We start from the raw sequence: 26,925 nt of genomic DNA, 5'->3' as shown, positions 1-26,925 counted from the left end.
ATCCCGGCCATTATACGGTCAGGAATTACAACAGGGTAAAGGCTTTCATCTTTTTTCCGGTCAAAAGCGGTGCTTCGCCCAGAATCAAGGCCCTCATGAACGGCCGAACCTTAAACATCAGGAGGCCCGGGCGGCAATCCACGTTCCACAGATTGCGCGCGCTTCCTGGTCAAGCGCCGCCACATCCTCGATCCGCATGGGCGCACTGGCGCCATAGCGGGGCTCCATCGCCTCCAGCGTTGCCTCGACGGAGGCCGGAATGTCCATGAAGCCGATCCGGCCATTGAGGAAAGCCGCCACAGCGACTTCATCGGCCGCATTCAGAACCGCAGTCGCCCCGCCCCCGCGGCGCATAGCCTCTTGAGCCAGGCGCAGGGCCGGGAACCGGATCAGATCCGGAGCTTCAAAGCTGAGGCTGACAATAGCAGCAAGATCAAGCCGCTCCACCGGAACGCTCATCCGCTCCGGCCAGGCCAGGCAATGGGCAATGGGCGTGCGCATGTCCGGAGACCCGAGTTGCGCCAGAAGCGACCCATCCTTGTATTGCACAAGACCGTGGATAACCGACTGGGGGTGCACAAGAACGTCGAGCTGCTCGGCGCCCAGAGGGAACAGATGAAAGGCTTCAATGACTTCGAAGCCCTTGTTCATCATGGTGGCGCTGTCGATGGTGATCCGGCTGCCCATATCCCAGTTGGGATGCTTCAGGGCCTGGGCAACGGTCGCAGACTGCATGGCGTCAAGCGACCAGGTGCGGAAGGGGCCGCCAGATGCGGTGAGAATGATCTTCTCCACCTGCCCGGCATTTTCCGCCTCGAACACCTGAAAGATCGCGCTGTGTTCGCTGTCCACCGGCAGAAGGGTCACATCATGGCGCTCGACCTCGGACATGAAGAGGTCGCCGGCGCAGACAAGGCATTCCTTGTTGGCCAGGGCCAGAGACCGGCCCGCCTTGAGCGCGCGCAAGGTCGGCTCAAGTCCAGCAAAGCCGACAATTGCCCCCAGAACAACATCAGCTGGACGATCGACAGCCTCAAGGACAGCCTGCGCGCCCCAGGCGGTCTCTATCCCGCTGCCCTCTAAAGCGTCACGCAGGGCCGGGCCATGAGCCTCGGAAGAAACAACCGCCAGCTTGGCCCCGACAAGACGGGCAAGCCGCGCCAATTCCGCCACATTGGAATTGGCGACCAGCGCTTCAACCTCGAACCGGTCGGGATGACGGGCAATCACATCGAGCGTGCTCTGGCCAACCGAACCGGTCGCCCCGAGGACGGTCACTTTTTGAACAGCGCGCGCGAACAGCGGATCGAAGGCCCCGGCTGCAACATCTCTTGCGCCGGTTGTCATGGGAGTATCCATCACCCGGTCTTTCGTCATTTCAGCCCGAGCGCTGTCATGGGCTCCAACAGATCTCCGCCGAAGACCAGCCCGAGAAGCGCAGCAAAAATGGCGGCCGCGACAAGCCCGTCGACCCTGTCCATGACGCCGCCATGACCTGGAATGAGACGGCTGGAATCCTTCACCTTGAACCGGCGCTTCAGAGCCGATTCCGCCAGATCACCGATCTGGGACACAATCGACAGGACACCTGCAAGCAGCATCCAGCCCAGCGGCTCCGCCTGCCCGACCGCCATCACGAATGCGCCGGAAAACAGCACGGCAAAGCCGAGCCCGCCGAGCGCACCGGACCAGGTCTTGTTCGGAGACACGCGCGTCCACAATTTCGGACCGCCAACGAAACGGCCGACGAAATAAGCGCAGATGTCCGTCGCCCAGATGACGACCAGCAGAAAGAAGATAAAGACCTGTCCAAGGTCGCCCCGGCGCACGGCCATCAGCGCCAGCATGGAAAGGCCAGCATAAATCATGCCTTCGGCACACCAGCGCGCGGTCAGCGTCGCCCTGCCGATGAGATAGCAGAGCACAGCACCGGCCAGAACAAGCACAAGCGCAATCAGCGGCAGGCCAATGTGATAGCAAAGCCCGGAGACAGCCAGAACCACCAGACCAGCGATCCCGGACGGGCTTTTGACGCCAGTCCCCGTGATCGACAGCCATTCGCCCAGGACCAGAAGACCTGCGACCAGAACCAGCGCGTCGTAGGGAGCGCCGCCAAACCAGGCGAGGGCAAGCACAGCCGGCCCCAGCACCAGGGCGGACAGAACCCGCGCCTTCAGATCGGACATCTTAGACATTCCGCGCCCCTGACCTTGTCCCTGCCCGTCTTTAGATCCTTGCCCGCCAGTGCCAGCCATAGTCACAGGACTTTGGCGGTTACGCCACCGAAACGACGTTCCCGGCTGCTGAAATCGGCAATGGCACGGTCAAGCGCGGCTTCATCGAAATCCGGCCAGTAAGTGTCGCAGAAATAGAATTCGGAATAGGCAGCCTGCCACATGAGGAAATTGGACAGGCGCATTTCACCACTCGTGCGGACAATGAGATCCGGATCAGGAATGCCTGCCGTATCCAGGCGCCCTGCAATGGCGTCCGGCGTGATGTCTTCGAGCGCAATCCTGCCTTCAGCCATATCCTTGGCAAGCGAGCGGGCTGCGCGGGCGATCTCATCACGCGAGCCATAATTGAAGGCGACCACCAGGGTCATGCCCGAGTTGGCTTTCGTCAGCTCTTCCGCCTCGTTCAGGAGGGCACGAATGCCTGGTTCCAGCCCCTGCCGGTCGCCGATCACGCGGATACGAACATTGGCCTGGTGAATTTCGGACAGATCCCGCTGCACGAAACGGCGCAGCAGGGACATGAGAAAGCTGACTTCGCTGGCCGGCCGCGACCAGTTCTCGGAAGAGAAGCTGTAAATGGTGATGTATTCAAGGCCGATACGCACCCCGTGGCGGATAATCCGCCGCAGGGCATCCAGTCCATGGCGATGGCCTTCAGAACGGGGCAAGCCTCTTTCCTTGGCCCAGCGGCCGTTGCCGTCCATGATCAGGGCCACATGGCGTGGCGCACACCCCTGCCCTTCACGGGCTGGCGGTGTCATGTCGGTACGGTCTGGACTTGCGGTCATGAAGCTCCCCGCGCGGTGGATGTGCCGGAAAGGTCGTCAGACCTGAGAGATTTCCTGCTCTTTCTTGACGAGCATCGCATCAACCTCGGCAATCATACCATCGGTGAGCTTCTGAATCTCGTCGGAAGCAACGCGGCTGTCATCCTGGCTGATGTCGCCATCCTTCTCCAGCTTCTTGGCCGTATCCATGCCATCGCGGCGGACGTGACGGACAGAAACCTTGGCAGCTTCCGCATATTTGTGAGCGACCTTGATCAGCTCCTGGCGGCGTTCCTGGTTCAGTTCCGGGATCGGCAGACGCAGAAGCTGGCCATCGATAACCGGGTTCAGACCAAGGTTGGATTCACGGATCGCCTTTTCGACAGCCGAAACCATGCCCTTGTCCCAGACCTGAACGGCGAGCATGCGCGGCTCGGGAACGGAAACGGTCGCAACCTGGCTGATCGGCATGGACTGGCCATAAGCCTGAACAACAATGGGATCCATCATACTGGCCGAAGCACGGCCGGTCCGCAGTCCGGCGAATTCGGTCTTCAGAACACCAAGCGCGCCATTCATGCGGCGCTTGAGATCGTCCATGTCGACACCTTCTACAGGCATAACTTCCTCGCTTTATTTCTTGCTTTGGTGGCTCAGAGAGTCACGGCCGGCGCCAAAATCGCACACTCGCGCTGAAACACAAGTGCTTGCGCCGCTGTTATTGGCAAAAGAATCAGCTTCCGACAACCGTATAACGGCCGGATTCCTGAAGCACGGCCACAAGGGCGCCCGGCTCATGAATGCGGAAGACGATCACGGGGATGTTGTTGTCACGCGCCAGGGCAATGGCTGTGGTGTCCATGACCTTCAGATTGCGCTGGATCACGTCTTCGAACCGGAGCGTATCATAGCGTTCGGCATCCGGATTGATCTTCGGATCTTCCGAATAGATGCCATCGACTTGCGTGCCCTTCAGGAACGCGTCACAGCGCATTTCGGCAGCGCGCAGAGCAGCGCCGGAGTCGGTCGTGAAGAACGGGTTGCCCGTGCCGCCGGCAAAGACGATCACGTCCCCATCTTCCATGTAGCGCTCGGCCACACGCTGGGAGAAGGTTTCGCAGATGGAGGGAACCGCGACTGCGGACAGAACGCGTGCCTGGACCTTGTGGCGGCGCAGGGCGTCCGCGAGGGTCAGGGAGTTCATGATGGTCGCGAGCATGCCCATATGGTCGCCCGTGACCCGGTTGCCGCCCTTGGCCGCCACAGCGACACCGCGGAAGATGTTGCCGCCTCCGACAACCACACCGACCTGACACCCCAGGGCAACCGCATCGGCGATTTCCTTGGCAATGCGCTCCACCACCATCGGGTCGATCCCGAAAGACTGGCTGCCCATCAGGGCTTCACCAGAGAGCTTCAGCAGCACGCGTTTCCAGCGCAGGGGCTTGGTCATGTCGCAACCTTCTCTTTTGTTGTTCCTTCTAAAAAAAAGCGCCGGACGATGCCGGCGCTTTTCGATGGGTCAGTGACCTGCGGCTGCCGCCACTTCCGCGGCGAAGTCCGTCTCTTCCTTCTCGATCCCTTCGCCGAGAGCGAAGCGGACGAAAGCGGTGAGCTTGACCGGGGTGCCGAGTTCCTTGGCAAGGGCTTCAACAGCCTGCTCGACAGTCAGATCCGGGTTGATGACGAAAGCCTGCTTGATCAGCGTGACTTCCTCATAGAACTTGCGGATACGGCCTTCGACCATCTTTTCGATGATGTTGTCCGGCTTGCCGGATTCACGGGCCTGTTCGATGAACACGTTGCGCTCACGCTCGACAACAGCCGGATCCAGGGAATCGGTGTTCAGAGCGAGCGGGCTGGTTGCAGCCACGTGCATGGCGATCTGACGGCCGAGGGTGTTCAGCTTGTCCTTGTCGCCTGCGGATTCCAGAGCAACCAGAACGCCGATCTTGCCGAGGCCTTCAGCAGCAGCGTTGTGGACGTAGGAAGCAACAACGCCTTCAGAAACGGTCAGCAGAGCCACGCGGCGGAGAGTCATGTTCTCGCCGATGGTCGCGATCGCGTCCTTGATTGCATCTTCAACCGGCTTGCCGGTCGGATAAGCTGCGGCTGCAACGCTTTCCAGCTGGCCGTCGGTGCCCAGAGCAACATTGGCAACGTTACGGACGAGCTCCTGGAAACCATCGTTACGAGCAACGAAGTCGGTTTCGGAGTTCAGTTCGATCACGGCAGCCTTGGTGCCTTCGGAAGCAACGCCAACCAGACCTTCGGCAGCAACGCGGCCAGCCTTCTTGGCAGCCTTTGCCAGGCCCTTGGTGCGCAGCCAGTCAATGGCAGCTTCCATATCGCCACCCGACTCGGTCAGGGCGGTCTTGCAGTCCATCATGCCAGCGCCAGAAGTCTCGCGCAGCTCTTTTACCATTGCAGCGGTAATGGTCATTGATTGCCTCGTGGATAGGTTGGGGCTGGTCTGCACTTAAAGCATGATCGCCCGCATCTTTATGACGGAGCCGTAACAGCGCAGGTCCGCCCACGACAAAATTCGAATATCCCGGCCACAGGAGACCCGTGGCCGGGATAAATCAATCAGGCGTCAGCTTCTTCAGCCAGAGCCTCTTCAACCGGAGCTTCTTCGGAAGCACCCAGATCCATGCCGGAAGCGCCCTGTGCACGGGAGATACCGTCGATGGCGGCGCGGGTGATCAGGTCGCAATAAAGCGTGATCGCGCGGCCGGCGTCATCGTTACCCGGAACCGGATAGGTGATGCCTTCCGGGTTCGAGTTGGAGTCCAGGATTGCAGCAACCGGAATACCCAGACGGCGGGCTTCCTGGATTGCGTTTGCTTCACGGTTGGTATCGATGATGAAGATCAGGTCCGGGATACCGCCCATGTCCTTGATACCGCCCAGGTTCCGCTCGAGCTTTTCACGCTCGCGGTCCATGAACAGACGCTCTTTCTTGGTCAGCGACTTGGAGACGTCCGAGTTCAGGGTCTCTTCAAGCTTGCGCAGACGCTGGATCGAGTTGGAAATGGTCTTCCAGTTGGTCAGCATGCCGCCGAGCCAGCGGGCGTTGACGAAGTACTGCGCGGAGTTGCGGGCAGCTTCAGCAACAGCATCCTGAGCCTGGCGCTTGGTGCCGACGAGCAGAACGCGGCCACCACCAGCAACGGTGTCGCTGACGGCCTTCAGTGCCTGGTGCAGCAGCGGAACGGTCTGTGCCAGATCCATGATGTGAACGTCGTTACGCACACCAAAGATGTACTGGCCCATACGCGGGTTCCAGCGGTGCTTCTGGTGACCAAAGTGAACGCCTGCTTCGAGCAGCTGACGCATGGTGAAATCGGGCAAAGCCATGGCCCAAACTCCTGATGTTTTTCCGGTTATACCTCCGCAAGAGGGAGCCGACGCCGGGAAGTCCCGTCCGTCACCGGATGGAGGGCATGATTAAGCTCAGCCTCCGCCCCTTGCGTGTGGAATGGGCGCCTTATAGTGGCGGTGTCTTTCAAGTTCAAGCCCAAAGGTCGATTTCCCCTGCCCGCCCGCAAGCAGAACCCACAGCAAAGGCACGAAAGACCGGGTACATTCGGCACATAAGACGGCATAACAATAGCCACCGGAAGCCTTTCCCCTGCAGACGAGAGACAAAGAGCCCTCTCGGCGCCTGAAGCCAGCCGCGATACGGTAGGCAGACAGAATCGCCCACAAGCGAGACCCTGATCCTCAACTCACCTGCACCGCACGCGCACCGACCACTCCTGCCGGACATGCCAAGCAGACCTGATAGGTTTCACCGGGTCAGGGCACTCAGGCATCAGGCACTCAGGCATCAGGCCATCTGCACGTCCGTCACCCCTGGAACCGCCTTCAGTGCCCCCGTGATCTCGGGAGACAGGCGGAACTTGCCCGGAAGACGCACTTCCACTTCTCGCGCACCGTTTTCCAGCATCACCACCACGGTCACCTCGCCCTCACCGCGCACCTTGAGGTGGCGGGCAAGGCTGGCAATCGGCCGTTCGTCCCGCATGAAGATGCGCAAGCTGCGCTGAACCCTGGCCGCTGCCACCTCGATCGGATCGACCTGCTCGATGCGGATCGACGGCTCGTCGTCGCGCAAATCCGCCCCGACCAGAAGGACCATGGACCGGCCCGGCTCCAGAGCGTCCCGGAACTGGTCCAGCCGCTCCTTGAACAGAAGCCCTTCGAACTGCCCGGTCGCATCGGAAAAGCGGACGATGCCCATCTTGGAGCCGGTCTTGGTCTTGCGCTCCTGACGCGAAATCACCGTTCCGGCAAGACGGCCTGCGGAAGCACCCTTCTTGACCGCCTCTGCGAACTTCGCCCAGGGCTGAACGCGCATCTTTTCCAGGAGTTCGCCGTATTCATCGAGCGGATGAGAAGACAGATAGAAGCCGATGGCTGCGTGTTCCCGCTGAAGCTTTTCTTCCGAAGTCCAGTTGTTGCAGTCAGGCAGAACCAGCGGCTCCTCCCCGTCGCTGCCACCGAACATGTCATTCTGGCCGAGTGTCCGGTCCTCTTCCGTGCGCTGCGCCAGCCCCATGATCCGGTCAAGGCCTTCCAGGATCCGGGCCCGGTTCTTTTCCAGCTCATCGAAGGCACCGGCTGCTATCAGATTTTCCATGGTCCGCTTGTTGAGGACCTTGGGGCTGATCCGGCGGCCAAAGTCCCCCAGGCTCTTGAACGGCTTGTCGCCCCGGACCTCGACGATATGCTCGACCGCCTGTTCGCCGACGCCCTTGATGGCCCCCATGGCATAGATGATCTTGCCGTCCTGCACGTCGAAATGGACCATCGAGCGGTTGATCGAGGGCGGCACGATATCAATGCCCATGCGCCGGGCCTCCTGACGGAAATCCCCGAGCTTGTCCGTGTTGCCGAGGTCGAGGGTCATAGAGGCTGCCATGAATTCGACCGGATGGTTCGCCTTCAGCCAGGCCGTATGATAGGAAACAAGGGCGTAGGCAGCCGCATGCGACTTGTTGAAGCCGTAGTTGGCGAATTTCGCCACAAGGTCGAAAATCGTCCCGGCCTGTCCCTTGTCGATGCCCCGCTCGACCGCCCCGTCCACGAAGCGGGCGCGCTGGATCTCCATCTCGGCGGCAATCTTCTTGCCCATGGCGCGGCGCAAAAGGTCAGCCTCCCCGAGGGAGTAGCCGGACAGCACCTGGGCGATCTGCATCACCTGCTCCTGGTAGACGATGATGCCATTCGTCTCCATCAGGATCGGCTCAAGCAGCGGATGCAGGCAGTCCGGCTCCTGCTCGCCATGCTTCACCGCGTTATAGACCGGGATATTCTCCATCGGCCCCGGACGGTAAAGCGCCACGAGTGCGACGATGTCCTCGAACCGGTCCGGCTTCATGCCGGCGATGGCGCGGCGCATGCCCTGACTTTCCAGCTGGAACACGCCAAAGGTCTCGCCGCCCGCCAGAAGCTTGTAGGTCGGCTGGTCATCCAGCGGCAGGCCTGCCACATCGACCTTGATGCCGCGGCGCTCGATCAGCTTCACGGCCGTGTCGATGACGGTCAGGGTCTTGAGGCCGAGGAAGTCGAACTTCACCAGCCCGGCATCTTCGACCATTTTCATGTTGAACTGGGCGACCGGCATGTCGGAGCGCGGATCGCGGTAAAGCGGGACAAGCTGCTCGAGCGGGCGGTCACCGATCACCACACCGGCGGCGTGTGTGGATGCGTGCCGGTAAAGGCCCTCCAGCTTTTGGGCCATCTTGAGGAGCTTGTCGACGATCTCCTCTTCCTCGGCAGCCTGGCGCAGGCGCGGCTCGTCGGCGATGGCCTGACCAAGAGTGACAGGGTTGGCCGGGTTCGCAGGCACCAGCTTGCAGAGCCTGTCGACCTGGCCATAGGGCATCTGGAGCACGCGGCCGACATCGCGTAGCACGGCGCGGGCCTGGAGCGACCCGAAGGTGATGATCTGCGCCACCTGGCCGCGGCCATATTTCTCCTGCACATACCGGATCACTTCTTCGCGCCGGCTCTGGCAGAAGTCGATGTCGAAGTCAGGCATCGAGACACGTTCCGGGTTGAGGAAGCGCTCGAACAGGAGGGAGAACCGCATGGGATCAAGGTCGGTGATCGTCAGCGACCAGGCAACAAGAGACCCTGCCCCCGACCCGCGGCCCGGCCCCACCGGAATGTCATGAGCCTTTGCCCATTTGATGAAGTCCGCAACGATCAGGAAGTAACCCGGGAATTTCATCCGGTCGATGATGCCAAGCTCATAGTCGAGCCGGTCCCAATAGTCCTTGTCGGTCAGGCCCGGCGCGAGACCATGGACATCCAGACGCATCTGCAGGCCTTCGCGGGCCTGACGGAACAATTCATCGGTTTCAGCCTTGACGGCTTCCTCCGGGTCCGCATCCGCGCCGGCAAAGCGCGGCAGGATCGGATCCCGGCGCAAGGGGCGGTAGCAGCAGCGCTTTGCAATCTCGACCGTCGAGGCAACGGCCTCCGGGAGATCGGCAAAGAGATCAATCATTTCCGCCCGGCTCTTGAAGTAATGCTCAGGCGTCAGGCGGCGGCGGTCCGCCTCGATGATGACCCGGCCTTCGGAAATGCAAATCAGCGCATCATGCGCTTCATAATCTTCGCGCTTGGGAAAGAAGGCTTCGTTGGTGGCGACCAGTGGCAGGCCGAGATCATAGGCAAGATCCAGGAAGGCATCCTCGGTCTTGCGCTCGCTTTCCATGCCATGGCGCTGGATTTCCATGTAGCAGCGACCCGAAAAGGCCTCTGCCAGCGTGGCCAGGCGGGAGCGGGCCTGTTCCTTCTGTCCGGCCAGAAGCGGCTTGCCGATAGCCCCCAGACTGCCGCCGGTCAGACAGATGACCCCGCCAGACTTTTCAAGAAGATATTTGTGGCTGACATGCGGCTTCAATCCCGTATCCGTGTCGAGATAGGCACGCGATGTCAGTTCCATCAGGTTGCCATATCCCTCCTCGGACATGGCCAGCAACACCAGATCGCCCAGATCGGGCTCGGTGCGGCGCTCTTCCGAGGCCCTGTCCTCGAAGGCGACGGAAAGCTGGCAGCCGATGATCGGCTGAATGCCCGAGCCCCAGGCCTTGCCGGAAAACTCCTGCGCCCCGAAAAGATTGCCACTGTCCGTGATCGCCAGCGCAGGCTGGTCGTCGGCCTTGGCCAGATCGAGAAGCTTCTTGATCGGCAAGGCCCCTTCCAGCAGAGACAGGGCCGAATGAACCCGCAGGTGAACAAACCCGGCAGATGCACGGACTGCCCCATCCTCTCCAGCGCCAGCAGGCGGAACAGACGTGTCGGATGTCATGGCGGGTCTCCCTGAAGGGATCGAGCGAGGGGATCAACGGAACGGATCTTCCCACATGACCCGCCCGGGACCTCAATGTCGACCGTGAAACCCGGATCCACACAAGTGGTTCACAGGTCTTTCCCCGGCAAAGACCCGGTTCTGCGAGCCGGCCGGAAGAGAACCGCTCAGTTGAGCGGCATCAGCACGTCGCTCCAGACCACGATGGTGGCGCAGAAGAGAACCAGGGAACCGAAGGCGGCGAAATCACGAGCCACATGAAACATACTAACCTCCTGAAATGTCCAAGAACCTCATCACCAGGAGAGTATGTTTTCATTTTGTTCTCATTGCAATCCCTTTTTGTTCTTATTTCTTGACTTTGCTTACCAGAAGGTAACCACGCTGGTCAAACGGCTGATTCCAGGCAGGATTCTCGCCAGTTGGCACTGGTGCCCTTGGTCAGAAGGTGCCTTTAAGGACGAGGGACGACCGATACCTCTCGACCAGTCAGCACTCTGAGACCCTTGCCATCACGGCGCTCCGATCCCGGCTCGCGCTTCGCCTGGCCGGGATGGCTCTCGAAGGCCAATAGCCTTTATCGTGAACTCAGGATTCAAGAGCTCACTGGCCCCTCGCGCGGGGAACCAGCCGCTCCACATCCTCGGTTTCGTGGAGCCTACAGCTCCACTTCCTCACTTTTGCGGAGCCTACAACTCCACGGGCAGAACCTTGCCGCCGGACAGGGTGATACAGCGGTCCATCCGGCCTGCGAGTTCCATGTTGTGGGTCGCAAACAAGGTGGCAACGCCGGAGGCCCGGACCAGGGCCTGAAGCGCGTCGAAGACGTAGTTCGCCGTCGTAGGATCCAGATTGCCGGTGGGCTCATCCAGAAGCAGAAGCCGCGGTGCATTGGCGACCGCCCTTGCGACGGCCACACGCTGCTGCTCGCCGCCGGAGAGTTCGGACGGACGGTGGCTGGAGCGGTTGCCCATGCGCATGTAGTCGAGAAGCTGCTGGGCGCGGGCTGCTGCGTCCTTGCGGCCAAGGCCATTGATCATCTGCGGCACCATCACGTTTTCCAGCGCGGTGAATTCCGGCAGCAGATGGTGGAACTGATAGACAAAGCCCACGTCGGAACGGCGGATACGCGTGCGGGCATCATCACCGAGATCCGCGCAATTGACGCCGCCAATCAGAACCTCACCCTCATCCGGATGTTCCAGCAGCCCGGCGATATGCAGCAGCGTGGACTTGCCCGTCCCGGACGGGGCGACAAGCGCCACCATTTCGCCGGGATGAATGGCAAAGTTCACGTCATTGAGGATCTGAAGCTCGTTCTCTCCCTCAGAAAAGCTGCGCTTGACGGCGCGCAGTTCCATGGCGGGGACGGACTTGCCGGAAGCGGCGCTGGTGGTGGCGCGGGAGGATGCGCCAGAACGGGCGTCGGCCATGCGGGTCTCCACAGGGATGTCTACGGGGGTCATTCGTATCTGAGGGCTTCGACCGGGTCGAGGCGCGCAGCACGCCAGGCCGGATAGACCGTGGCAATAAGGGAAAGCACGAGCGCCATGACCAGAACCATGGTGGTCTCGCCATTGTCGATTTCCGCCGGAAGTTTCGACAGGAAATAGAGCGTCGGATCAAAGAGCTGGGTGGCCGTCAGCCAGGAGACGAACTGGCGGATGCTCTCGATGTTGAGGCAAACCACGAGCCCGAGCAGGAACCCGGCGATCGTGCCCACCACGCCGATGCTGGCCCCGGTGATCAGGAAGATACGCATGACCGCGCCCCGGGTCGCCCCCATAGTGCGCAAGATGGCAATATCCCTGCCCTTGTCCTTCACCAGCATGATCAGACCGGAAATGATGTTGAGTGCGGCCACCAGGACGATCAAGGTCAGGATGATGAACATGACATTCCGCTCCACTTCCAGAGCGGAGAAGAAGGTGACATTGCGCTGGCGCCAGTCCGTCACCAGAGCGGGCCGGTTTGCTGCGTCCTCGATGGGCTGGCGCATCAGGCCGACAGCATCCGGATCGGTCACATAGAGTTCAATGCCGGTTGCCTTGTCTTCCAGATTGAAGAAAGCCTGGGCCTCGGCAAAGGGCATGAAGACAAAGGTGCCGTCATATTCGCTCATGCCGATCTCGAAGACCGCGACCACCGGATAGGCCTTGCGCCGGGGCATGATGCCCATGGGGGTCACGCTGCCGCCGGGCGAAATGATGGTCACATTGTCGCCGATGCTGACGCCAAGCTGCTGGGCCATGCGGGTGCCGATGGCGATGCCATTGCTGCTGTCGAAATTATCGAAGGTGCCAGTGCGCACGTTGTCGGCAACGAGATGAAGCTTGCGCAACCCGCTTTCCTGCACGCCGCGCACAAGGCCGCCAAGGCTGCTGCCAGGGCCGGAGACGAGCGCCTGACCTTCTACGAAGGGAATGGCGCTGACGACACCGGGCACTCCCTCGATGCGCTTGGACACCGCATCAAAGTCATTCAGCGGGCTGTCGATCGGCTGCACCAGCATATGGCCGTTGATGCCGAGGATCTTGCCCAGAAGCTCCGTGCGGAAGCCGTTCATCACCGCCATCACGATGATGAGAGTGGCGACGCCGAGCATGATGCCGACAAAGGAGAAACCCGCGATCACGGAAATGAACGTCTCCTTCCGCCGGGACCTCAGGTACCGGCTGGCGATCATCCATTCGAAAGCGGCAAACGGCTTGGTGCTGCCTGCCGCTTCCCCCGTGCTGGAACTCTTGTCCGCGCTCATGCGTCGTCCACCTGCTTGTTTCCCCTGCGAATCCTTATCGCTGAGGATCGGGGACTGCGGTTAAACCGTCAATGCCGCTTTCAGCTTGTCGAAGGTGGCTTCTGGGGACAGAAGTTCCTTCTCGCCGGTACGGCGGTCCTTCACCTCGAGCACGCCATCCTTCAGGCCACGTGGTCCGGCGACCACCTGGAACGGCAGGCCGATCAGATCCATGGTCGCGAACTTCGCCCCGGCGCGGGTATCCGTGTCGTCGTAGAGCACTTCGATGCCGGCAGCTTCCAGCTTGGCGTAAAGCGCTTCACAGGCACCATCCGACAGTTCGTCGCCCGGCTTCAGGTTGATCAGGCCCACATGGAACGGCGCAACGGACGCCGGCCAGATGATGCCTTCATCGTCATGGTTGGCTTCAATGATGGCGCCAAGAAGACGGGACACGCCAACGCCATAAGATCCCATGTGAACCGGGACTTCGGTGCCTTCGGAGGTGGCAACCTTGGCCCCCATCGGCTCGGAATATTTGGTGCCGAAATAGAAGGTCTGGCCGACTTCGATGCCGCGGGCGGAAATCCGCTTTTCCTCGGGAACCGTGCCCTCGAATTCGGCCATGTCGACGACGTCTTCGGTCGCCGCGTAATGGGAGGTCCAGTCCTTGACGATCGGCGTCAGGTCGCTGTTGAAGTCGAGATCCTCGCCCGGCACGTCCTTGGTCAGGTAATCCGCATGACAGAACACGGCGCTTTCGCCGGTCTCGGCCAGAACGATGAACTCGTGGCTGAGGTCGCCGCCGATCGGGCCGGTCTCGGCGCGCATCGGAATAGCGGTCAGGCCCATGCGCTTGTAGGTGCGCAGATAGGCAACGAACATCCGGTTATAGGATTCGACAGCCTTTTCCTGATCGATATCGAAGGAATAGGCGTCCTTCATCAGGAATTCACGGCCGCGCATCACGCCGAACCGCGGGCGCACTTCGTCGCGGAACTTCCACTGGATGTGATAGAGGTTGAGCGGCAGGTCCTTGTAGGAACGCACATAGGACCGGAAGATGTCGGTGATCATCTCTTCATTGGTCGGGCCATAGAGCATGTCGCGCTCATGGCGGTCCTGAATGCGCAGCATTTCCTTGCCATAGGCGTCATAGCGCCCGCTTTCGCGCCACAGGTCGGCGGACTGCAAGGTCGGCATAAGCATCTGGATGGCACCGGCGCGCGCCTGCTCTTCCTCGACGATTCGCTCGATCTTGCGCAGCACACGCAAACCCAGCGGCAACCAGGAGTAAATCCCTGCGGATTGCTGGCGGATCATGCCCGCACGAAGCATCAGGCGGTGCGAAACGATTTCCGCTTCCTTGGGCGTTTCCTTCAAGATGGGCAGGAAATAGCGGGACAGGCGCATGTGGGATCTCTCAGGTCAGAACTTCGGCCGCACAATGCGGCGTGTGGCGCAGTGAAACCGCAAGCCCGCGGCAAAAACAAGTCCGAAGGAACCAAAGCCTGCAGAAATCCGCGAAAAATCCAGCAAGCAACGCAAATCCGAAACCCAAACGAAATCAAAGTGAAGATGCATCACCCGACGGCAAGCAAAAAGTTTGTGCTGACATGCACAAATAGATGACAAGCTGATTTCATTCGGCTAGTGTCCGTCTGCATAAGAACAAGGGCACTCGTTAGTTCTACTGATTGGTAGCTCTTTACAGGCATCGCGGTCTGAGTCTTGGGAGGAAGACTTCTCTGGCGCACCGTAAGGTTCGCAGCCGCCCCATCAGTGTCAAAGCTTGATGAGGGATGAGAGGTAATTAGACGCGGAACTAAATTAGCAGAGCTTCGGCTCTGCTTTTTTTTTGATCTTTTCCGTGCAATGTCTTCAGGAGCCGTTCCTAGCCCCGGCCGGATCGATGCCTGCCCTGCAGACAAGCCTGCCCCTATCCAGCAAGGACGGAACGCGAGCTTACTTGCGGCTGAACCTGGGAATGATGCGGACGTGCCTGCCCCGGACCTTAGCCGCCGTAGGCCTTGCCCGGCGGGCTTGGCAGCGGCAGGTCTTCCAAAGTGATGCCCGAATGGCGCAGCCAGAGAAAGCCGGCAAAGATCAATGTCGCGGCAATGGTCGTCGCGATGATCACCCGCAGGAAGCGCGGCCTGTCGGGGGCGCTCGGTTCGCTGCCCGGCACGACTTCACCGGCCTCTTCCTGGGTGCGCCTCATGCCAAAGGGCAGGATGGCAAACAGGATGATCCACCAGATCATGAAGTAGGTTGCAAGCGCGAAAGGAATGGACATCTGCGGATCCTATTGGTTCAGCGTCGCCACTGCCGCAGGCTGGCCGGATCGACGGCCACGCCAGAACAGAAACAAGGCGAGCCCCCAGATGGCAATTTCAAGCAGGAATGTCCAGTGCAGAACACTGCCAGCCCTGCGACAATGACGCGCGCCGGAAACCTGCTCCGCCAGATGGGAAAAACGCAACCCTGACGCCCCGCCCTGCCGGTCACCCCGGCCACGCGCAGCGCGAGCCGGGGCCTACTCATTTGCAGAGCGGTCTTGCCGCAAAGACATAGAGCTCTGCACCGGACCACTCAAGAGCCCGAACTTCGTATGAACATTGTCACTCGGGAGGAATCCCGGAGACGAACTATATCCCACTGTCGCGGAGGACTTGCGAGTGGGCCCCGGATCTCGCGTTGCTCGTCCGGGGTGACCACCATCAGCTTGCCTGGCTCTGAGGCTTGCACCACGGTAACATGTTTGCCGGGACGGAACTGCCCGGCACCTCAAAGCAACGGTTCCTCCTGAAAATCTCCGGAAGAATGAAGCAACACAATGCAGTCGTTCTGGGACCTTACGCCTGTTCCAGCTCGGTCAATGTGCCGAGGAAATCCTTCGGATGCAGGAACAGGACCGGCTTGCCATGGGCACCGATCTTCGGCTCGCCATCGCCGATGACCCTTGCGCCTTGAGCCAGCAGCTTGTCCCGGGCGGCCAGAATATCCTCCACCTCGTAGCAGACATGGTGGATGCCGCCGGAGGGGTTCTTCTCCAGGAACTTCAGGATCGGAGAATTTTCTCCAAGCGGCTCAAGCAGTTCGATCTTCGTGTTGGGAAGATTGATGAAGACCGTGCTGACCCCATGGTCAGGCTGGGCAACCTTTTCGGAAACGTCCGCCCCAAGTGTGTCCCTATAGACCGCAACAGCAGCTTCCATGTCGGAAACGGCAATTGCCACATGGTTCAAACGTCCGATCATTGCCTCAACCTCCCAATTCAGAGGGACCTGCCATCAGCGGCAGGATCCCGTTCAACCTCAGATGCGGGTGACCAGCACCTGACACTGTGTCTTCTTGCCCCAGACCTCAAGGACGGCTGCCCGGGCGGCCCTGCGGGCAGCTTCACCGATCAGGTCCTTGTCCTTGCGGCGGGCCTTGGGAATGCTGGTCACCGCACCGATCACGGCCTTGGAAACCACATCTTCCATCGGCTCGCCGTCATCATCCGTATCCGGCAGGCCCATGAGCGCCATTTCCGGATCTTCCAGCAATTCGCCTGCCTTGTTGATGACCAGAGACACCACCAGAGCCCCGGCATAGGACAGCTTGCGCCGCTCCTTGACGCCGGTCACCTCCGGATCGTCCAGGATCAGCCCGTCCTTGACCAGAATGCCCGAGGGCGCCTCGTCGATCACCGCAGCAGACCCGGCGTTCAGGCGCATGATGTCGCCGTTCTTGCCGCGGATCACTTCCCGCACGCCCAGGGACCGGGCGAAACGGGCATGGGCAGCAAGATGCAACGGTTCGCCGTGGACGGGAACCGCAACTTTGGGCGAAAGCAACTTGTAGAGCTGCTCAAGCTCGCCCCGGCGCGGGTGGCCGGACACGTGGACCAGAGCGTCCCGGTCGGTGACAATGGTGACATCGGACTTGGAGAGGTTGTTCTGAACCGCGCCAACGGCCTTCTCGTTGCCCGGAATGGTGCGGGACGAGAAAATGACCGTATCGCCCTGAGAAAGCGCAATGTTCCGGTGATCGCCGGAGGCAATGCGTGCCATGGCTGCCCGTTCCTCGCCCTGGGATCCGGTGCACAGAAGCACGGTCTTGTCGCGCGGCAGGTAGCCATAGGCTTCCTCGTCGTGGAAGGGCTTCAGCCCGTCCAGATAGCCGAGTTCGCCAGCGATATCGATCACCCGGCGCATGGAACGGCCGACGACCACAACGTCCCGGTCATTGGCTTCCGCGGCCTCGGCAATTGCCCGGATACGGGCAACGTTTGAGGCGAAGGTGGTGATTGCCACCCGGTGCGGTGCATTCTTGATGACTTTCTTGAGCTCGACCGCCACATCGCCTTCGCTCGGGCTGACGCCGTCGCGGATGGCATTGGTGCTGTCACAGATCAGGGCCATCACCCCTTCCCGGCCAAGTTCCGCCAGCCGGTCCAGATCGATCGGCTTGCCGACGCCCGGGGTCATGTCGATCTTCCAGTCGCCGGTATGGACGACGAGACCAGCCTCGGTGCGGATGGCCAAAGCGCAAGGCTCCGGGATCGAATGGGTCATGGTGACGAATTCGACATTGAACGGGCCAATGTCGATCCGGTCGCCCTGCTTGACGACAGTCACGGGCACTTTTTCCGCCCCCGGCTCGCTGTCAGCCTTGGTCTCGAGAAGACCGGCCGTGAAGGCCGTCGCATAGACCGGAACCTTCAGATAGGGCCACAGGTGAATGATGCCGCCGTAGTGATCTTCATGGGCATGGGTAATGACCATGCCGACAATCCGGTCGGCTTCCTCTTCCAGGAACTTGATGTCCGGAAAGACAAGATCGATGCCCGGCAGTTCCGGACCGGCGAAGGAGACCCCGCAATCGACCATCAGCCAGGAGCGGTCATGCTCCGGGCCAATGCCGTAGAGGGCCATGTTCATTCCGATTTCACCAACGCCGCCAAGCGGCAGGAAAACAAGGTCTTTGGCAGATGCCATGTAGTGAAGCTCCAATGCCTCAGGATCAGCGGGCCGGATGCCGGATACGGCGGAGGACCAGACGCTGATCGATGTTTAAGTGTAAGAGCACATCCATGCGTTTTCTCGAACGCGACATGCTCTACGAGGATGAGGGCGAGCCATCCGGCTGCGAGCCCTGCGGGAAAACGTCACCGGCAAAGATGGTTTGCCGGGTTCCGTTATCAAGACCGAGGATGAGATGTCCCCGGGGATCGAGATCAACAAAGGTACCGGTCTGTTCCCGGTCTCCATTGCGGACAGTGATGGTCTTGCCGAGATGGACGGCGCGCGATAGCCAGGCCTTGCGCACGGCATCAAACCCTCCCGGACGCTGCCAGGTGCTGAGCCATTTTCCGAGCACCCGGGCAAGATGGCCATGCAGTTCCTCGGCACTGACACGGAAGCCGAGACTCATCAAATCCGTGGACTTGTAGAGTGACAGCTCCGGATGGGCGGCGCAATTGACACCAAAGCCAAGGACAACCGCCAGTCTGTTGCCGGGAAGCGTCTCTGCTTCCAGCAGGATGCCGGACAGTTTTGCACCATCGACAAGCAGATCATTCGGCCATTTCAGGCCCGCCAGCCCATGGGTGCCGGAGGCTGCATCCACCGCTTCAGCCAGGGAAACCGCCGCCAGCAGCGGCAATTCACCGAGCCGCTCCTGCTCGGCCGGATTGATCAGCAGGAGGCTGGCAAAGAGATTGCCCTTGAGCGAGAACCAGTCCCTGCCCCGCCGTCCGCGGCCAAGGGTCTGCTCATCTGCCACGACCCACAGATTGCCTGCGTCACCCTTGCGGGCATGGTCGAAGGCAAGCGTGTTGGTCGAGCCGACACTCTCGTGCCATTCAATGCGGAAACCCGGCGCAGTGAGCGCCGGGTTCGCAAATGTCGGATCTGACTGGGAACGGGTCAGAACAAGGCCCCCGCCGCAGTGGCGGCTCCCTGGACAATCGGTCCCGGCATCAAGGCAAAGAAGATGACGACCAGGCTGGACAGTCCGAGAACGACCCGCAATTCGACGGGCATCTTCTCGAAGGCTTCAGCCGGTTCATCAAAGAACATGACCTTGATGACACGCAGATAGTAGTAGGCACCGACAACCGACAGGACCACACCGATCACGGCCAGAGGATAAAGGCCTGCCTCGACAGCTGCCGAGAAGACATACCACTTGGCGAAGAAACCGGCGAAGGGCGGGATACCGGCCAGCGACCACATCAGGATCGCGAGCAGGACTGCCATCGGCAGATTGGTGCGCGACAGGCCGGAAAGATCGGTGATCTCTTCAACCATGCCGGTCTTGCGGCGCATGGACAGGATGCAGGCAAAGACACCAAGGGTCATGGCGAGGTAGAGCGCCATGTAGACGATCACGCCTTCGACACCCTTTTCCGTGCCAGCCGCAAGGCCAACCAGCGCATAGCCCATGTGACCAATCGAGGAATAGGCGATCAGTCGCTTGATGTTGGTCTGGCCGATTGCGGCAAACGCACCAAGAGCCATGGAGGCAAGCGCCACGAAGACGATGACCTGCTGCCAGTCATGGGTGACCGGCTGGAAGCCTTCGATCACGACTCGGACCAGAAGACCCATGGCAGCAACCTTCGGAGCTGCGGCCAGGAAAGCGGTGACCGGAGTCGGTGCGCCTTCATAGACGTCCGGGGTCCACATGTGGAACGGCACCACGGAGATCTTGAAGCACAGGCCGGCGAGCATGAAGGTCAGGCCGATGACCAGACCAATGGACGCGCCTTCATGGGACAGGGCTTCGGAGATCGCGTTGAAGCCGATGTGGCCGGTGAAGCCATAGACCAGCGACATGCCGTAGAGCAGCATGCCGGAGGACAGGGCACCAAGCACGAAATACTTGAGGCCAGCTTCCGTGGAGCGCACGGAGTCCCGGTTGATGGCGGCGACCACGTAGAGCGCAAGGCTCTGCAGTTCCAGACCCAGATACAGGGTGATCATGTCACCAGCCGACAGCATGAGCATCATGCCGATCGTGGCCAGCACGATCAGGACCGGATACTCGAACTTGTCGAAAGACTGGCTCTTGGCATAGGCCCAGGACATGGCGATGGCGAAGAACGACCCGACCAGCACCAGAAGCTTGAGGAAATAGGCGTATTCGTCGAGGACGAAGGAGCCGCCGAAGGTTTCCCCGAGCTTTGCACCGAAGGGCAGGACGAAGAGCGCGGCGACCGCGATCAGGCCCATGGCGATGCCGTTCACCGGCGCGCTGGACCGCGGACCGCCGAAGACGCCGATCATCAGCAGAACCATTGCGCCGACTGCCAGGAACAATTCCGGCAGAACGGGCATGAGATCTGGCAAGTGTGTCATCTCGGACATTGGCTTTCTCTCGCCTTCGGTACGTTAGTGCACGGCGGCTGCGGCATGGGACACCTGTCCGGCTGCCTCAAGCGCTGCGTGGTAATGGGTGATCAGGTTGTCGACGGCGCCCTGGGTCACATCGAGGATCGCCATCGGATAGACACCGAAGAAGATCGTCAGGATGATCAGGGGCACCAGGATGACCTTCTCGCGCAGATCCAGATCCAGGATCGACTTCAGGCTTTCCTTCTCCAGCGCACCGAAGACGACGCGGCGGTAGAGGTACAGCGCATAGGCAGCCGAGAGGATCACACCGGAGGTCGCGAAGAACGCCACCCAGGTGTTGACTTCAAACGCACCCATGAGGGTCAGGATTTCCCCGACGAAGCCAGAGGTGCCCGGCAGGCCGACGTTGGCCATGGTGAAGATCAGGAACGCGACAGCGTATTTCGGCATCCGGTTGACCAGACCGCCATAGGCGGAGATCTCACGGGTGTGCATCCGGTCATAGATCACGCCAACGCAGAGGAAGAGCGCGCCGGAGACGATACCGTGGGAGAGCATCTGGAAGATGCCGCCCTGCACGCCCTGCGGGGTCATGGTGAAGATACCCATGGTCACGTAACCCATGTGGGCAACGGAAGAATAGGCGATCAGCTTCTTGATGTCTTCCTGAGCCAACGCCACCAGCGAGGTGTAGATGATGGCGATGACGGACAGGGTGAACACCATCGGCGCGAACATGTCGGAGGCCAGCGGGAACATCGGCAGGGAGAAGCGCAGGAAGCCGTAGCCGCCGAGCTTCAGGAGAATACCTGCCAGGATGACGGAACCGGCCGTCGGAGCTTCCACGTGCGCATCAGGCAACCAGGTGTGCACCGGCCACATCGGCATCTTCACGGCGAAGGATGCGAAGAAGGCGATCCACAGCCAGGTCTGCATGGAGGCCGGGAAGTCATGCTGCAGCAGAACCGTGATGTCGGTCGTGCCAGCTTCCCAGTACATGGCCATGATGGCGACCAGCATCAGCACGGAGCCGAGCAGCGTGTAGAGGAAGAACTTGTAGGATGCGTAGACGCGGCGTGCGCCACCCCAGACACCGATGATCAGGAACATCGGGATCAGGCCTGCCTCGAAGAACACGTAGAACGCAACCAGATCCAGGGCACAGAACACGCCGATCATCAGCGTTTCCAGGATCAGGAAGGCAATCATGTATTCCTTCACCCGCTTCTGCACGCTCTCCCAGGAGGCGAGGATACAGAAGGGCATGAGGAAGGTGGACAGGATGACGAAGAGCACCGAGATGCCGTCAACGCCCATCTTGTAGTTGATGGAACCGCCCAGCCATTCGCTGGTCTCGACCATCTGGAAGCCCGGGTTCGCATAGTCGAACCCGCCCCAGATGAACAGGGACAGAACGAAAGTGAAGACCGTGGTCATCAGGGCCACGAACCGGATGCGGCGCTTGTCGTCCGCAGTCTCCTCAGGCACCAGCAGGATTGCCAGCACCCCTGCCAGCGGCAGGAAGGTCGTGGTGGTTAGGATTGGCCAGTCGATCATCAGTGAGCTCCCCCGACGGTGCCGGCCCCGGTGAACATCGACCAGGTGATGAGGGCCGCCACACCGATCAGCATCGCGAAGGCATAGTGGTAAAGGTATCCGGTCTGGAGCTTGACAACCCAGGTCGTGACATTCTGCACGCGGGAGGCAACCCCGTTCGGGCCGTAACCGTCGATCACCACGCCATCGCCCTTCTTCCAGAGCTGACGGCCGATCCACAGAGCCGGACGGACGAACAGGAAGTCGTAGAGCTCATCGATATACCACTTGTTGAGCAGGAACTGGTAGAGGCCCGAAAAGTCCTCGGCCAGCTTCTTCGGTGTTTCCGGCGAGCGGATGTAGAACTGGTAGGCAACCAGGAAACCGCCAACCATCATCACGAACGGAGACACCTTCACCCAGGCCGGCACATCATGCATGGCGTGGAGGACGTGGTTCTCTGCACCCGTGAAGAGAGCTCCCTTCCAGAACGCGTCATAGGCTTCGCCGATGAACGGACCGTAGAAGACCATGCCAGCGAGCGCTGCACCAATCGCCAGGATGTAGAGCGGAGCCGTCATCACCAGTGGCGATTCATGCACGTGCTTCATCACGTCGACGGAAGCACGCGGCTTGCCGTGGAAAGTCAGGAAGGTCAGGCGCCAGGAATAGAACGAGGTCAGGCCGGCAGCGAAGACGGTCAGCCAGAAGCCGTACTGGGCCATGGCATTGTGACCGGCATAGGCTGCCTCGATGACCGCATCCTTGGAGATGAAGCCAGCGAAACCAATGTGGGTGAACGGAATGCCGACACCGGTCAGGGCCACGGTTCCAATGAACATGGTCCAGTAGGTGACCGGAATGTGTTTCCGCAGACCGCCCATCTTGCGCATGTCCTGTTCGTCGGAAACGGCGTGAATGACCGAACCGGCGCAAAGGAACAGGAGCGCCTTGAAGAAGGCGTGCGTGAACAGGTGGAACACGGCAACCGAATAGGCACCGACGCCCAGAGCCACGAACATGTAGCCAAGCTGCGAACAGGTCGAATAGGCGATCACGCGCTTGATGTCGTTCTGAACCAGACCGACTGTCGCGGCAAAGAGAGCCGTGGTCGCACCGAAGAAGGTGATGACCGTCAGAGCGGTGTGGGACAGTTCGAACAGCGGCGACAGACGGGCGACCATGAAGACGCCTGCGGTCACCATCGTTGCCGCGTGGATCAGGGCCGACACAGGGGTCGGGCCTTCCATCGCGTCCGGCAGCCAGGTGTGCAGCAGGAACTGGGCCGACTTGCCCATGGCGCCCATGAACAGCAGCAGGCAGACGATGGTCATCGCGCTGTGGGAGTCGAGGGCGTAGCCGAGGAAGTTCAGAACCGATGCGCCGTGCTCGGCGGCAGCTTCCGCCCCATGCTCGCCAGCAGCGCCGATCACGGCCGGAGCCTTGGCGAAGATGGTGGTGAGGTCGATGCTGTCGAAGAGAACGAAGACACCGAAGATGCCGAGAGCGAAGCCGAAGTCACCAACGCGGTTGACGACGAAGGCCTTCATGGCAGCCGCATTCGCAGAAGGCTTCTGGAACCAGAAGCCGATCAGCAGATACGAGGCCAGACCCACGCCTTCCCAGCCGAAGAACATCTGCAGCAGGTTATCGGAGGTCACCAGCGAGAGCATCGCGAAGGTGAAGAGCGACAGGTAGGCAAAGAACCGCGGACGGTGCGGATCGTGGTGCATGTAGCCGATGGAATAGATGTGAACCAGGGCCGAGACCGAGTTCACAACCACCAGCATGACCACGGTGAGCGTGTCGATGCGCAGGGACCAGGAAACATCAAGAGCGCCGATGGTGATCCACCGCAGCACTTCAACCTGAACCAGAGCCGTCTCGCCATACCCGATGGTGAAGAAGGCAACCCAGGACAGAAGCGCAGCGACGACGACGAGGCCGCTGGTGATGAATTCGCATGCCTTGGCACCGAGCGCCCGGCCGAACAGGCCTGCGATCAGAAAGCCGATCAGAGGCAGGAATACGATTGCGGAGTACATTCGCCCCTAGCCTTTCATCATGTTGATGTCTTCCACGGCAATGGAGCCGCGGTTTCGGTGGAAGACCACCAGGATCGCGAGGCCGATAGCCGCTTCAGCCGCAGCCACGGTCAGAACCAGCATCGTGAAGATCTGGCCCATGAGATCGCCGAGGAATGAAGAGAAGGCGACGAAGTTGATGTTGACGGCAAGGAGCAGCAGCTCCACCGACATCAGGATGACAATCACGTTTTTCCTGTTCAGAAAGATCCCGAAGATCCCGATCGTGAACAGAATGGCCGCGACCGACAGATAGTGCGACAGACCGATTTCCATGGGCGCCTCGCCGTGCTCCCCCTCGTTTAACCTCACCCGGCAACGGCGCGGAGTAACCGCCATTGCCCGGACTTCATGACTTTGAGCGATGGACCGCTCAGATACCCTTGCCCGATTCCACCTTGCGGACCTCGATAGAGGTCGAGGGGTTGCGGGCAACCTGTGCGGCAATGCTCTGCCGCTTGACAAATTCCTTGTGGCGCAGGGTCAGCACGATGGCACCGATCATGGCCACCAGCAGAACCAGGCCAGCCACCTGGAAGAAGAAGATGTACTTCGTGTAGAGCACGTTGCCGATGGCCTCGATGTTGGACATCTCGGTCAAGGCCGGCATTGGCTCCGCGCCGTGGTTCAGAACATCCGGTGCGATGACCCAGGCGCCGAGGCCCATGAGCAGCTCGACCAGCAGGATGATGCCGACCAGAGCGCCGATCGGCAGATACTGCAGGAAGCCCTGACGCAGCTCGACGAAATCGACGTCGAGCATCATCACTACGAAGAGGAAGAGCACCGCGACCGCGCCGACGTAGACGACGACCAGCAGCATGGCCAGATATTCGGCACCGAGCATGACAAAGAGCCCGGCGGAGTTACAGAACGCGAGGATCAGAAACAGCACCGAATGGACCGGGTTGCGCGAGGCGATGACCATGAAGGCCGATGCCACGGTCACCCCGGCAAACAGATAGAAGAAAAGCGCGTTCAGGATCATGGGTAGACCTGCCTGTCGTCTGGCCGTTTCCGGCCGGGATCAGGACCCCTGGCCGAATTGCCGGAAGCCCTAGAAAAGTTGCGTCAAGCTCCTAGCGGTAAGGAGCATCCATTTCAATGTTGCGGGCGATTTCACGCTCCCAACGGTCGCCGTTCGCGAGCAGCTTCTCTTTCGAGTAGTACAGCTCTTCACGGGTCTCGGTGGCGAACTCGAAGTTCGGCCCTTCGACAATGGCGTCCACCGGGCAGGCTTCCTGACAGAAACCGCAGTAGATGCACTTCACCATGTCGATGTCGTAACGGGTGGTGCGGCGCGTGCCATCGTTGCGGCGCGGGCCAGCTTCGATGGTGATCGCCTGTGCAGGGCAGATGGCCTCGCACAGCTTGCACGCGATGCAGCGTTCTTCCCCGTTCGGATAGCGGCGCAGTGCGTGTTCTCCGCGGAACCGCGGGCTCACCTGCCCCTTTTCGAACGGGTAGTTGATCGTCGGCTTCGGCCTGAAGAAGTAGCGCATGGCCAGGAAGAACGCCGAGACGAACTCCTTCAAGAACAGCGATTTGGCGGCCTGATCGAGTCCCATCGCCTTGTTGCCTTCCTTATCCCTCAACCGGCCAGCTGACTGCCGGCCAGATACCCGATCACGGGAAACCCGATGATCGGAATTACGAAAACCAGTCCACGCAGCAGAGCGCCGTACCGGGCCACAAGGCCACCGTCGCCGCCTGCGCGTCTGTTCTTTTCCTCGACCGCCTGAAGCACCCCTTTCAGGATCTTCCAGTCGAGCCAGCCGAGGTATCCACCCAGGGCTGCCCCGACCAGTCCGGCGATCGAGACACTCATCGTTACGGCGCCCAGCCCATGATCATCAGCACGGCGGCCACGATCACGACCATTGCCAGCGACAGCGGCAGGAAAACTTTCCAGCCCAGGCGCATCAGCTGGTCATAGCGGTAGCGCGGGACCATCGCCTTGACCATCGCGAACATGAAGAAGCCAAGCAGACACTTCAGGATGAACCAGACGATGCCCGGCACCCAGGTGAAGGGCGCGAAGTCGAACGGCGGCAGCCATCCACCCATGAAGAAGATCGTCATGAGCGCGCACATCAGACAGATGGCAACATACTCACCGAGCATGAACATCATGTATGGAGTGGAGCCGTATTCCACCATGAAACCCGCAACCAGTTCGGATTCAGCTTCCGCAAGGTCGAACGGCGGGCGGTTCGTTTCCGCCAGGGCGGAAATGAAGAACACCACGAACATCGGGAACAGCGGCAGCCAGTACCAGTTCAGGATCGACAGCCACGGCACGCCCAGCATGGTCGCAAGACCGGTCTGCTGGGATTCCACGATGGCGGTCAGGTTCAGCGAACCGGCGCACAGCAGAACGGTCACGATCACGAAGCCGATGGAGACTTCATAGGAGACCATCTGAGCTGCGGAGCGCAGAGCCGACAGGAACGGATACTTGGAGTTGGATGCCCAGCCGCCCATGATGATGCCGTAGACTTCGAGCGAAGACACAGCGAAGACGAACAGCACGCCGACGTTGATGTCGGCAATCACCCAGCCGGAAGCCACCGGAATGACCGCCCAAGCGGACAGGGCAAGCATCACGGAGACCAGCGGAGCCAGCAGGAAGAGCGTCTTGTTGGAGCCGGACGGAATGACCGGCTCTTTAAGAACGAACTTCAGAAGGTCGGCAAAGCTCTGCAGCAGGCCCCAGGGGCCAACCACGTTCGGGCCGCGGCGGATCTGGACGGCAGCCCAGATCTTACGGTCGGCGTAGAGCACGTAGGCAACGATCACCAGAAGGCAGACGAGCAGCAGCACGCTCTGGAACACCATCCAGAGGAGCGGAAAGCCGTAGGCCGTCATGAAATCCCACATATCTGTCCCCT

The 26,925-nt window shown here is 60.6% G+C and carries 23 protein-coding genes; all 23 read right to left on the bottom strand.

Annotated features, from left to right (window positions below):
- Positions 1 to 117 precede the first annotated feature (117 nt).
- The 23 genes from BUA94_RS21780 to nuoH all read right to left on the bottom strand — a co-directional run bounded on the left by BUA94_RS21780 (position 118) and on the right by nuoH (position 26,914).
- Positions 118 to 1,347 (bottom strand): 1-deoxy-D-xylulose-5-phosphate reductoisomerase, encoded by a 1,230-nt coding sequence (locus BUA94_RS21780; RefSeq protein WP_084082186.1) that lies wholly within the window; start codon positions 1,345 to 1,347, stop codon positions 118 to 120.
- A 26-nt stretch (positions 1,348 to 1,373) separates the two neighbouring features.
- The gene (locus BUA94_RS21775; protein ID WP_208980195.1) at positions 1,374 to 2,195 is read right to left on the bottom strand and encodes a phosphatidate cytidylyltransferase; all 822 of its coding nucleotides are present in this window, start codon (positions 2,193 to 2,195) and stop codon (positions 1,374 to 1,376) included.
- Between the two features lie 62 nt (positions 2,196 to 2,257).
- Positions 2,258 to 3,025 carry an isoprenyl transferase gene (locus BUA94_RS21770; RefSeq protein WP_084082184.1) on the bottom strand — a complete coding sequence of 256 codons (768 nt, stop codon included), beginning with the start codon at positions 3,023 to 3,025 and terminating at the stop codon, positions 2,258 to 2,260.
- Positions 3,026 to 3,061: 36 nt separating this feature from the next.
- Positions 3,062 to 3,625: a ribosome recycling factor gene (frr, locus tag BUA94_RS21765; RefSeq protein ID WP_073015484.1), complete on the bottom strand. Its 564-nt coding sequence runs from the start codon at positions 3,623 to 3,625 to the stop codon at positions 3,062 to 3,064.
- 112 nt (positions 3,626 to 3,737) lie between these two features.
- Positions 3,738 to 4,457 (bottom strand): UMP kinase, encoded by a 720-nt coding sequence (pyrH, locus tag BUA94_RS21760; RefSeq protein WP_073015483.1) that lies wholly within the window; start codon positions 4,455 to 4,457, stop codon positions 3,738 to 3,740.
- Between the two features lie 69 nt (positions 4,458 to 4,526).
- The gene (tsf, locus tag BUA94_RS21755; RefSeq protein WP_073015482.1) at positions 4,527 to 5,447 is read right to left on the bottom strand and encodes a translation elongation factor Ts; all 921 of its coding nucleotides are present in this window, start codon (positions 5,445 to 5,447) and stop codon (positions 4,527 to 4,529) included.
- Between the two features lie 146 nt (positions 5,448 to 5,593).
- Entirely contained in the window at positions 5,594 to 6,364 is a 771-nt protein-coding gene (gene rpsB / locus BUA94_RS21750) for a 30S ribosomal protein S2 (protein ID WP_073015481.1), read from the bottom strand.
- A gap of 472 nt (positions 6,365 to 6,836) precedes the next feature.
- Positions 6,837 to 10,331 (bottom strand): DNA polymerase III subunit alpha, encoded by a 3,495-nt coding sequence (gene dnaE, locus BUA94_RS21745; RefSeq protein ID WP_073015480.1) that lies wholly within the window; start codon positions 10,329 to 10,331, stop codon positions 6,837 to 6,839.
- Between the two features lie 689 nt (positions 10,332 to 11,020).
- Positions 11,021 to 11,692, bottom strand: a complete 672-nt coding sequence (locus tag BUA94_RS21740) for an ABC transporter ATP-binding protein (protein WP_073015514.1) — start codon at positions 11,690 to 11,692, stop codon at positions 11,021 to 11,023.
- Positions 11,693 to 11,793: 101 nt separating this feature from the next.
- A complete protein-coding gene (locus BUA94_RS21735) occupies positions 11,794 to 13,089 on the bottom strand; it encodes a lipoprotein-releasing ABC transporter permease subunit (RefSeq protein ID WP_073015479.1) in 1,296 nt (431 codons plus the stop codon).
- Positions 13,090 to 13,149: 60 nt separating this feature from the next.
- Positions 13,150 to 14,481 carry a proline--tRNA ligase gene (gene proS, locus BUA94_RS21730; protein WP_073015478.1) on the bottom strand — a complete coding sequence of 444 codons (1,332 nt, stop codon included), beginning with the start codon at positions 14,479 to 14,481 and terminating at the stop codon, positions 13,150 to 13,152.
- A 601-nt stretch (positions 14,482 to 15,082) separates the two neighbouring features.
- A complete protein-coding gene (locus BUA94_RS21725) occupies positions 15,083 to 15,364 on the bottom strand; it encodes a DUF1467 family protein (RefSeq protein WP_073015477.1) in 282 nt (93 codons plus the stop codon).
- A 559-nt stretch (positions 15,365 to 15,923) separates the two neighbouring features.
- Positions 15,924 to 16,328, bottom strand: coding sequence for a methylmalonyl-CoA epimerase (mce, locus tag BUA94_RS21720; protein ID WP_073015476.1), 405 nt, complete (start codon positions 16,326 to 16,328; stop codon positions 15,924 to 15,926).
- 57 nt (positions 16,329 to 16,385) lie between these two features.
- Positions 16,386 to 18,053 carry a ribonuclease J gene (locus BUA94_RS21715; protein ID WP_073015475.1) on the bottom strand — a complete coding sequence of 556 codons (1,668 nt, stop codon included), beginning with the start codon at positions 18,051 to 18,053 and terminating at the stop codon, positions 16,386 to 16,388.
- A 121-nt stretch (positions 18,054 to 18,174) separates the two neighbouring features.
- Positions 18,175 to 18,924: a biotin--[acetyl-CoA-carboxylase] ligase gene (locus tag BUA94_RS21710; protein ID WP_073015474.1), complete on the bottom strand. Its 750-nt coding sequence runs from the start codon at positions 18,922 to 18,924 to the stop codon at positions 18,175 to 18,177.
- A 59-nt stretch (positions 18,925 to 18,983) separates the two neighbouring features.
- Positions 18,984 to 20,426 (bottom strand): NADH-quinone oxidoreductase subunit NuoN, encoded by a 1,443-nt coding sequence (gene nuoN / locus BUA94_RS21705; RefSeq protein ID WP_073015473.1) that lies wholly within the window; start codon positions 20,424 to 20,426, stop codon positions 18,984 to 18,986.
- Positions 20,427 to 20,450: 24 nt separating this feature from the next.
- Positions 20,451 to 21,971 (bottom strand): NADH-quinone oxidoreductase subunit M, encoded by a 1,521-nt coding sequence (locus BUA94_RS21700; RefSeq protein ID WP_073015472.1) that lies wholly within the window; start codon positions 21,969 to 21,971, stop codon positions 20,451 to 20,453.
- The gene (gene nuoL / locus BUA94_RS21695) at positions 21,971 to 23,995 is read right to left on the bottom strand and encodes an NADH-quinone oxidoreductase subunit L (RefSeq protein ID WP_073015471.1); all 2,025 of its coding nucleotides are present in this window, start codon (positions 23,993 to 23,995) and stop codon (positions 21,971 to 21,973) included. Before nuoL ends, BUA94_RS21700 begins: the two co-directional genes overlap by 1 nt.
- A gap of 6 nt (positions 23,996 to 24,001) precedes the next feature.
- Positions 24,002 to 24,310: an NADH-quinone oxidoreductase subunit NuoK gene (gene nuoK, locus BUA94_RS21690; protein ID WP_073015470.1), complete on the bottom strand. Its 309-nt coding sequence runs from the start codon at positions 24,308 to 24,310 to the stop codon at positions 24,002 to 24,004.
- 97 nt (positions 24,311 to 24,407) lie between these two features.
- Positions 24,408 to 25,022: an NADH-quinone oxidoreductase subunit J gene (locus BUA94_RS21685; RefSeq protein WP_073015469.1), complete on the bottom strand. Its 615-nt coding sequence runs from the start codon at positions 25,020 to 25,022 to the stop codon at positions 24,408 to 24,410.
- A 91-nt stretch (positions 25,023 to 25,113) separates the two neighbouring features.
- Positions 25,114 to 25,602 (bottom strand): NADH-quinone oxidoreductase subunit NuoI, encoded by a 489-nt coding sequence (gene nuoI / locus BUA94_RS21680; protein ID WP_073015468.1) that lies wholly within the window; start codon positions 25,600 to 25,602, stop codon positions 25,114 to 25,116.
- Between the two features lie 23 nt (positions 25,603 to 25,625).
- Positions 25,626 to 25,862: an NADH dehydrogenase gene (locus tag BUA94_RS21675; protein WP_073015467.1), complete on the bottom strand. Its 237-nt coding sequence runs from the start codon at positions 25,860 to 25,862 to the stop codon at positions 25,626 to 25,628.
- Positions 25,863 to 25,864: 2 nt separating this feature from the next.
- Positions 25,865 to 26,914, bottom strand: a complete 1,050-nt coding sequence (gene nuoH, locus BUA94_RS21670) for an NADH-quinone oxidoreductase subunit NuoH (protein ID WP_073015466.1) — start codon at positions 26,912 to 26,914, stop codon at positions 25,865 to 25,867.
- Positions 26,915 to 26,925: the final 11 nt, after the last annotated feature.

The organism is Roseibium suaedae, assembly GCF_900142725.1.
Lineage (GTDB): Bacteria > Pseudomonadota > Alphaproteobacteria > Rhizobiales > Stappiaceae > Roseibium > Roseibium suaedae.
Note: the sequence above shows the minus strand (reverse complement) of the source record. Positions and strands in the feature narration are given on the sequence as shown.

Excerpts from the sequence above, each read along its gene's own strand:
- nuoN (WP_073015473.1), bottom strand. The coding sequence starts at position 20,426 with ATGTCCGAGATGACACACTTGCCAGATCTCATGCCCGTTCTGCCGGAA.
- BUA94_RS21775 (WP_208980195.1), bottom strand. The coding sequence starts at position 2,195 with ATGTCTAAGATGTCCGATCTGAAGGCGCGGGTTCTGTCCGCCCTGGTG.
- dnaE (WP_073015480.1), bottom strand. The coding sequence starts at position 10,331 with ATGACATCCGACACGTCTGTTCCGCCTGCTGGCGCTGGAGAGGATGGG.
- pyrH (WP_073015483.1), bottom strand. The coding sequence starts at position 4,457 with ATGACCAAGCCCCTGCGCTGGAAACGCGTGCTGCTGAAGCTCTCTGGT.
- BUA94_RS21685 (WP_073015469.1), bottom strand. The coding sequence starts at position 25,022 with ATGATCCTGAACGCGCTTTTCTTCTATCTGTTTGCCGGGGTGACCGTG.
- nuoH (WP_073015466.1), bottom strand. The coding sequence starts at position 26,914 with ATGTGGGATTTCATGACGGCCTACGGCTTTCCGCTCCTCTGGATGGTG.
- tsf (WP_073015482.1), bottom strand. The coding sequence starts at position 5,447 with ATGACCATTACCGCTGCAATGGTAAAAGAGCTGCGCGAGACTTCTGGC.
- BUA94_RS21675 (WP_073015467.1), bottom strand. The coding sequence starts at position 25,862 with ATGAGTGTCTCGATCGCCGGACTGGTCGGGGCAGCCCTGGGTGGATAC.
- rpsB (WP_073015481.1), bottom strand. The coding sequence starts at position 6,364 with ATGGCTTTGCCCGATTTCACCATGCGTCAGCTGCTCGAAGCAGGCGTT.
- mce (WP_073015476.1), bottom strand. The coding sequence starts at position 16,328 with ATGATCGGACGTTTGAACCATGTGGCAATTGCCGTTTCCGACATGGAA.
- BUA94_RS21735 (WP_073015479.1), bottom strand. The coding sequence starts at position 13,089 with ATGAGCGCGGACAAGAGTTCCAGCACGGGGGAAGCGGCAGGCAGCACC.
- BUA94_RS21700 (WP_073015472.1), bottom strand. The coding sequence starts at position 21,971 with ATGATCGACTGGCCAATCCTAACCACCACGACCTTCCTGCCGCTGGCA.
- nuoI (WP_073015468.1), bottom strand. The coding sequence starts at position 25,602 with ATGGGACTCGATCAGGCCGCCAAATCGCTGTTCTTGAAGGAGTTCGTC.
- frr (WP_073015484.1), bottom strand. The coding sequence starts at position 3,625 with ATGCCTGTAGAAGGTGTCGACATGGACGATCTCAAGCGCCGCATGAAT.
- nuoL (WP_073015471.1), bottom strand. The coding sequence starts at position 23,995 with ATGTACTCCGCAATCGTATTCCTGCCTCTGATCGGCTTTCTGATCGCA.
- BUA94_RS21770 (WP_084082184.1), bottom strand. The coding sequence starts at position 3,025 with ATGACCGCAAGTCCAGACCGTACCGACATGACACCGCCAGCCCGTGAA.
- BUA94_RS21725 (WP_073015477.1), bottom strand. The coding sequence starts at position 15,364 with ATGTCCATTCCTTTCGCGCTTGCAACCTACTTCATGATCTGGTGGATC.
- BUA94_RS21740 (WP_073015514.1), bottom strand. The coding sequence starts at position 11,692 with ATGGAACTGCGCGCCGTCAAGCGCAGCTTTTCTGAGGGAGAGAACGAG.
- BUA94_RS21715 (WP_073015475.1), bottom strand. The coding sequence starts at position 18,053 with ATGGCATCTGCCAAAGACCTTGTTTTCCTGCCGCTTGGCGGCGTTGGT.
- proS (WP_073015478.1), bottom strand. The coding sequence starts at position 14,481 with ATGCGCCTGTCCCGCTATTTCCTGCCCATCTTGAAGGAAACGCCCAAG.
- nuoK (WP_073015470.1), bottom strand. The coding sequence starts at position 24,310 with ATGGAAATCGGTCTGTCGCACTATCTGTCGGTCGCGGCCATTCTGTTC.
- BUA94_RS21780 (WP_084082186.1), bottom strand. The coding sequence starts at position 1,347 with ATGACAACCGGCGCAAGAGATGTTGCAGCCGGGGCCTTCGATCCGCTG.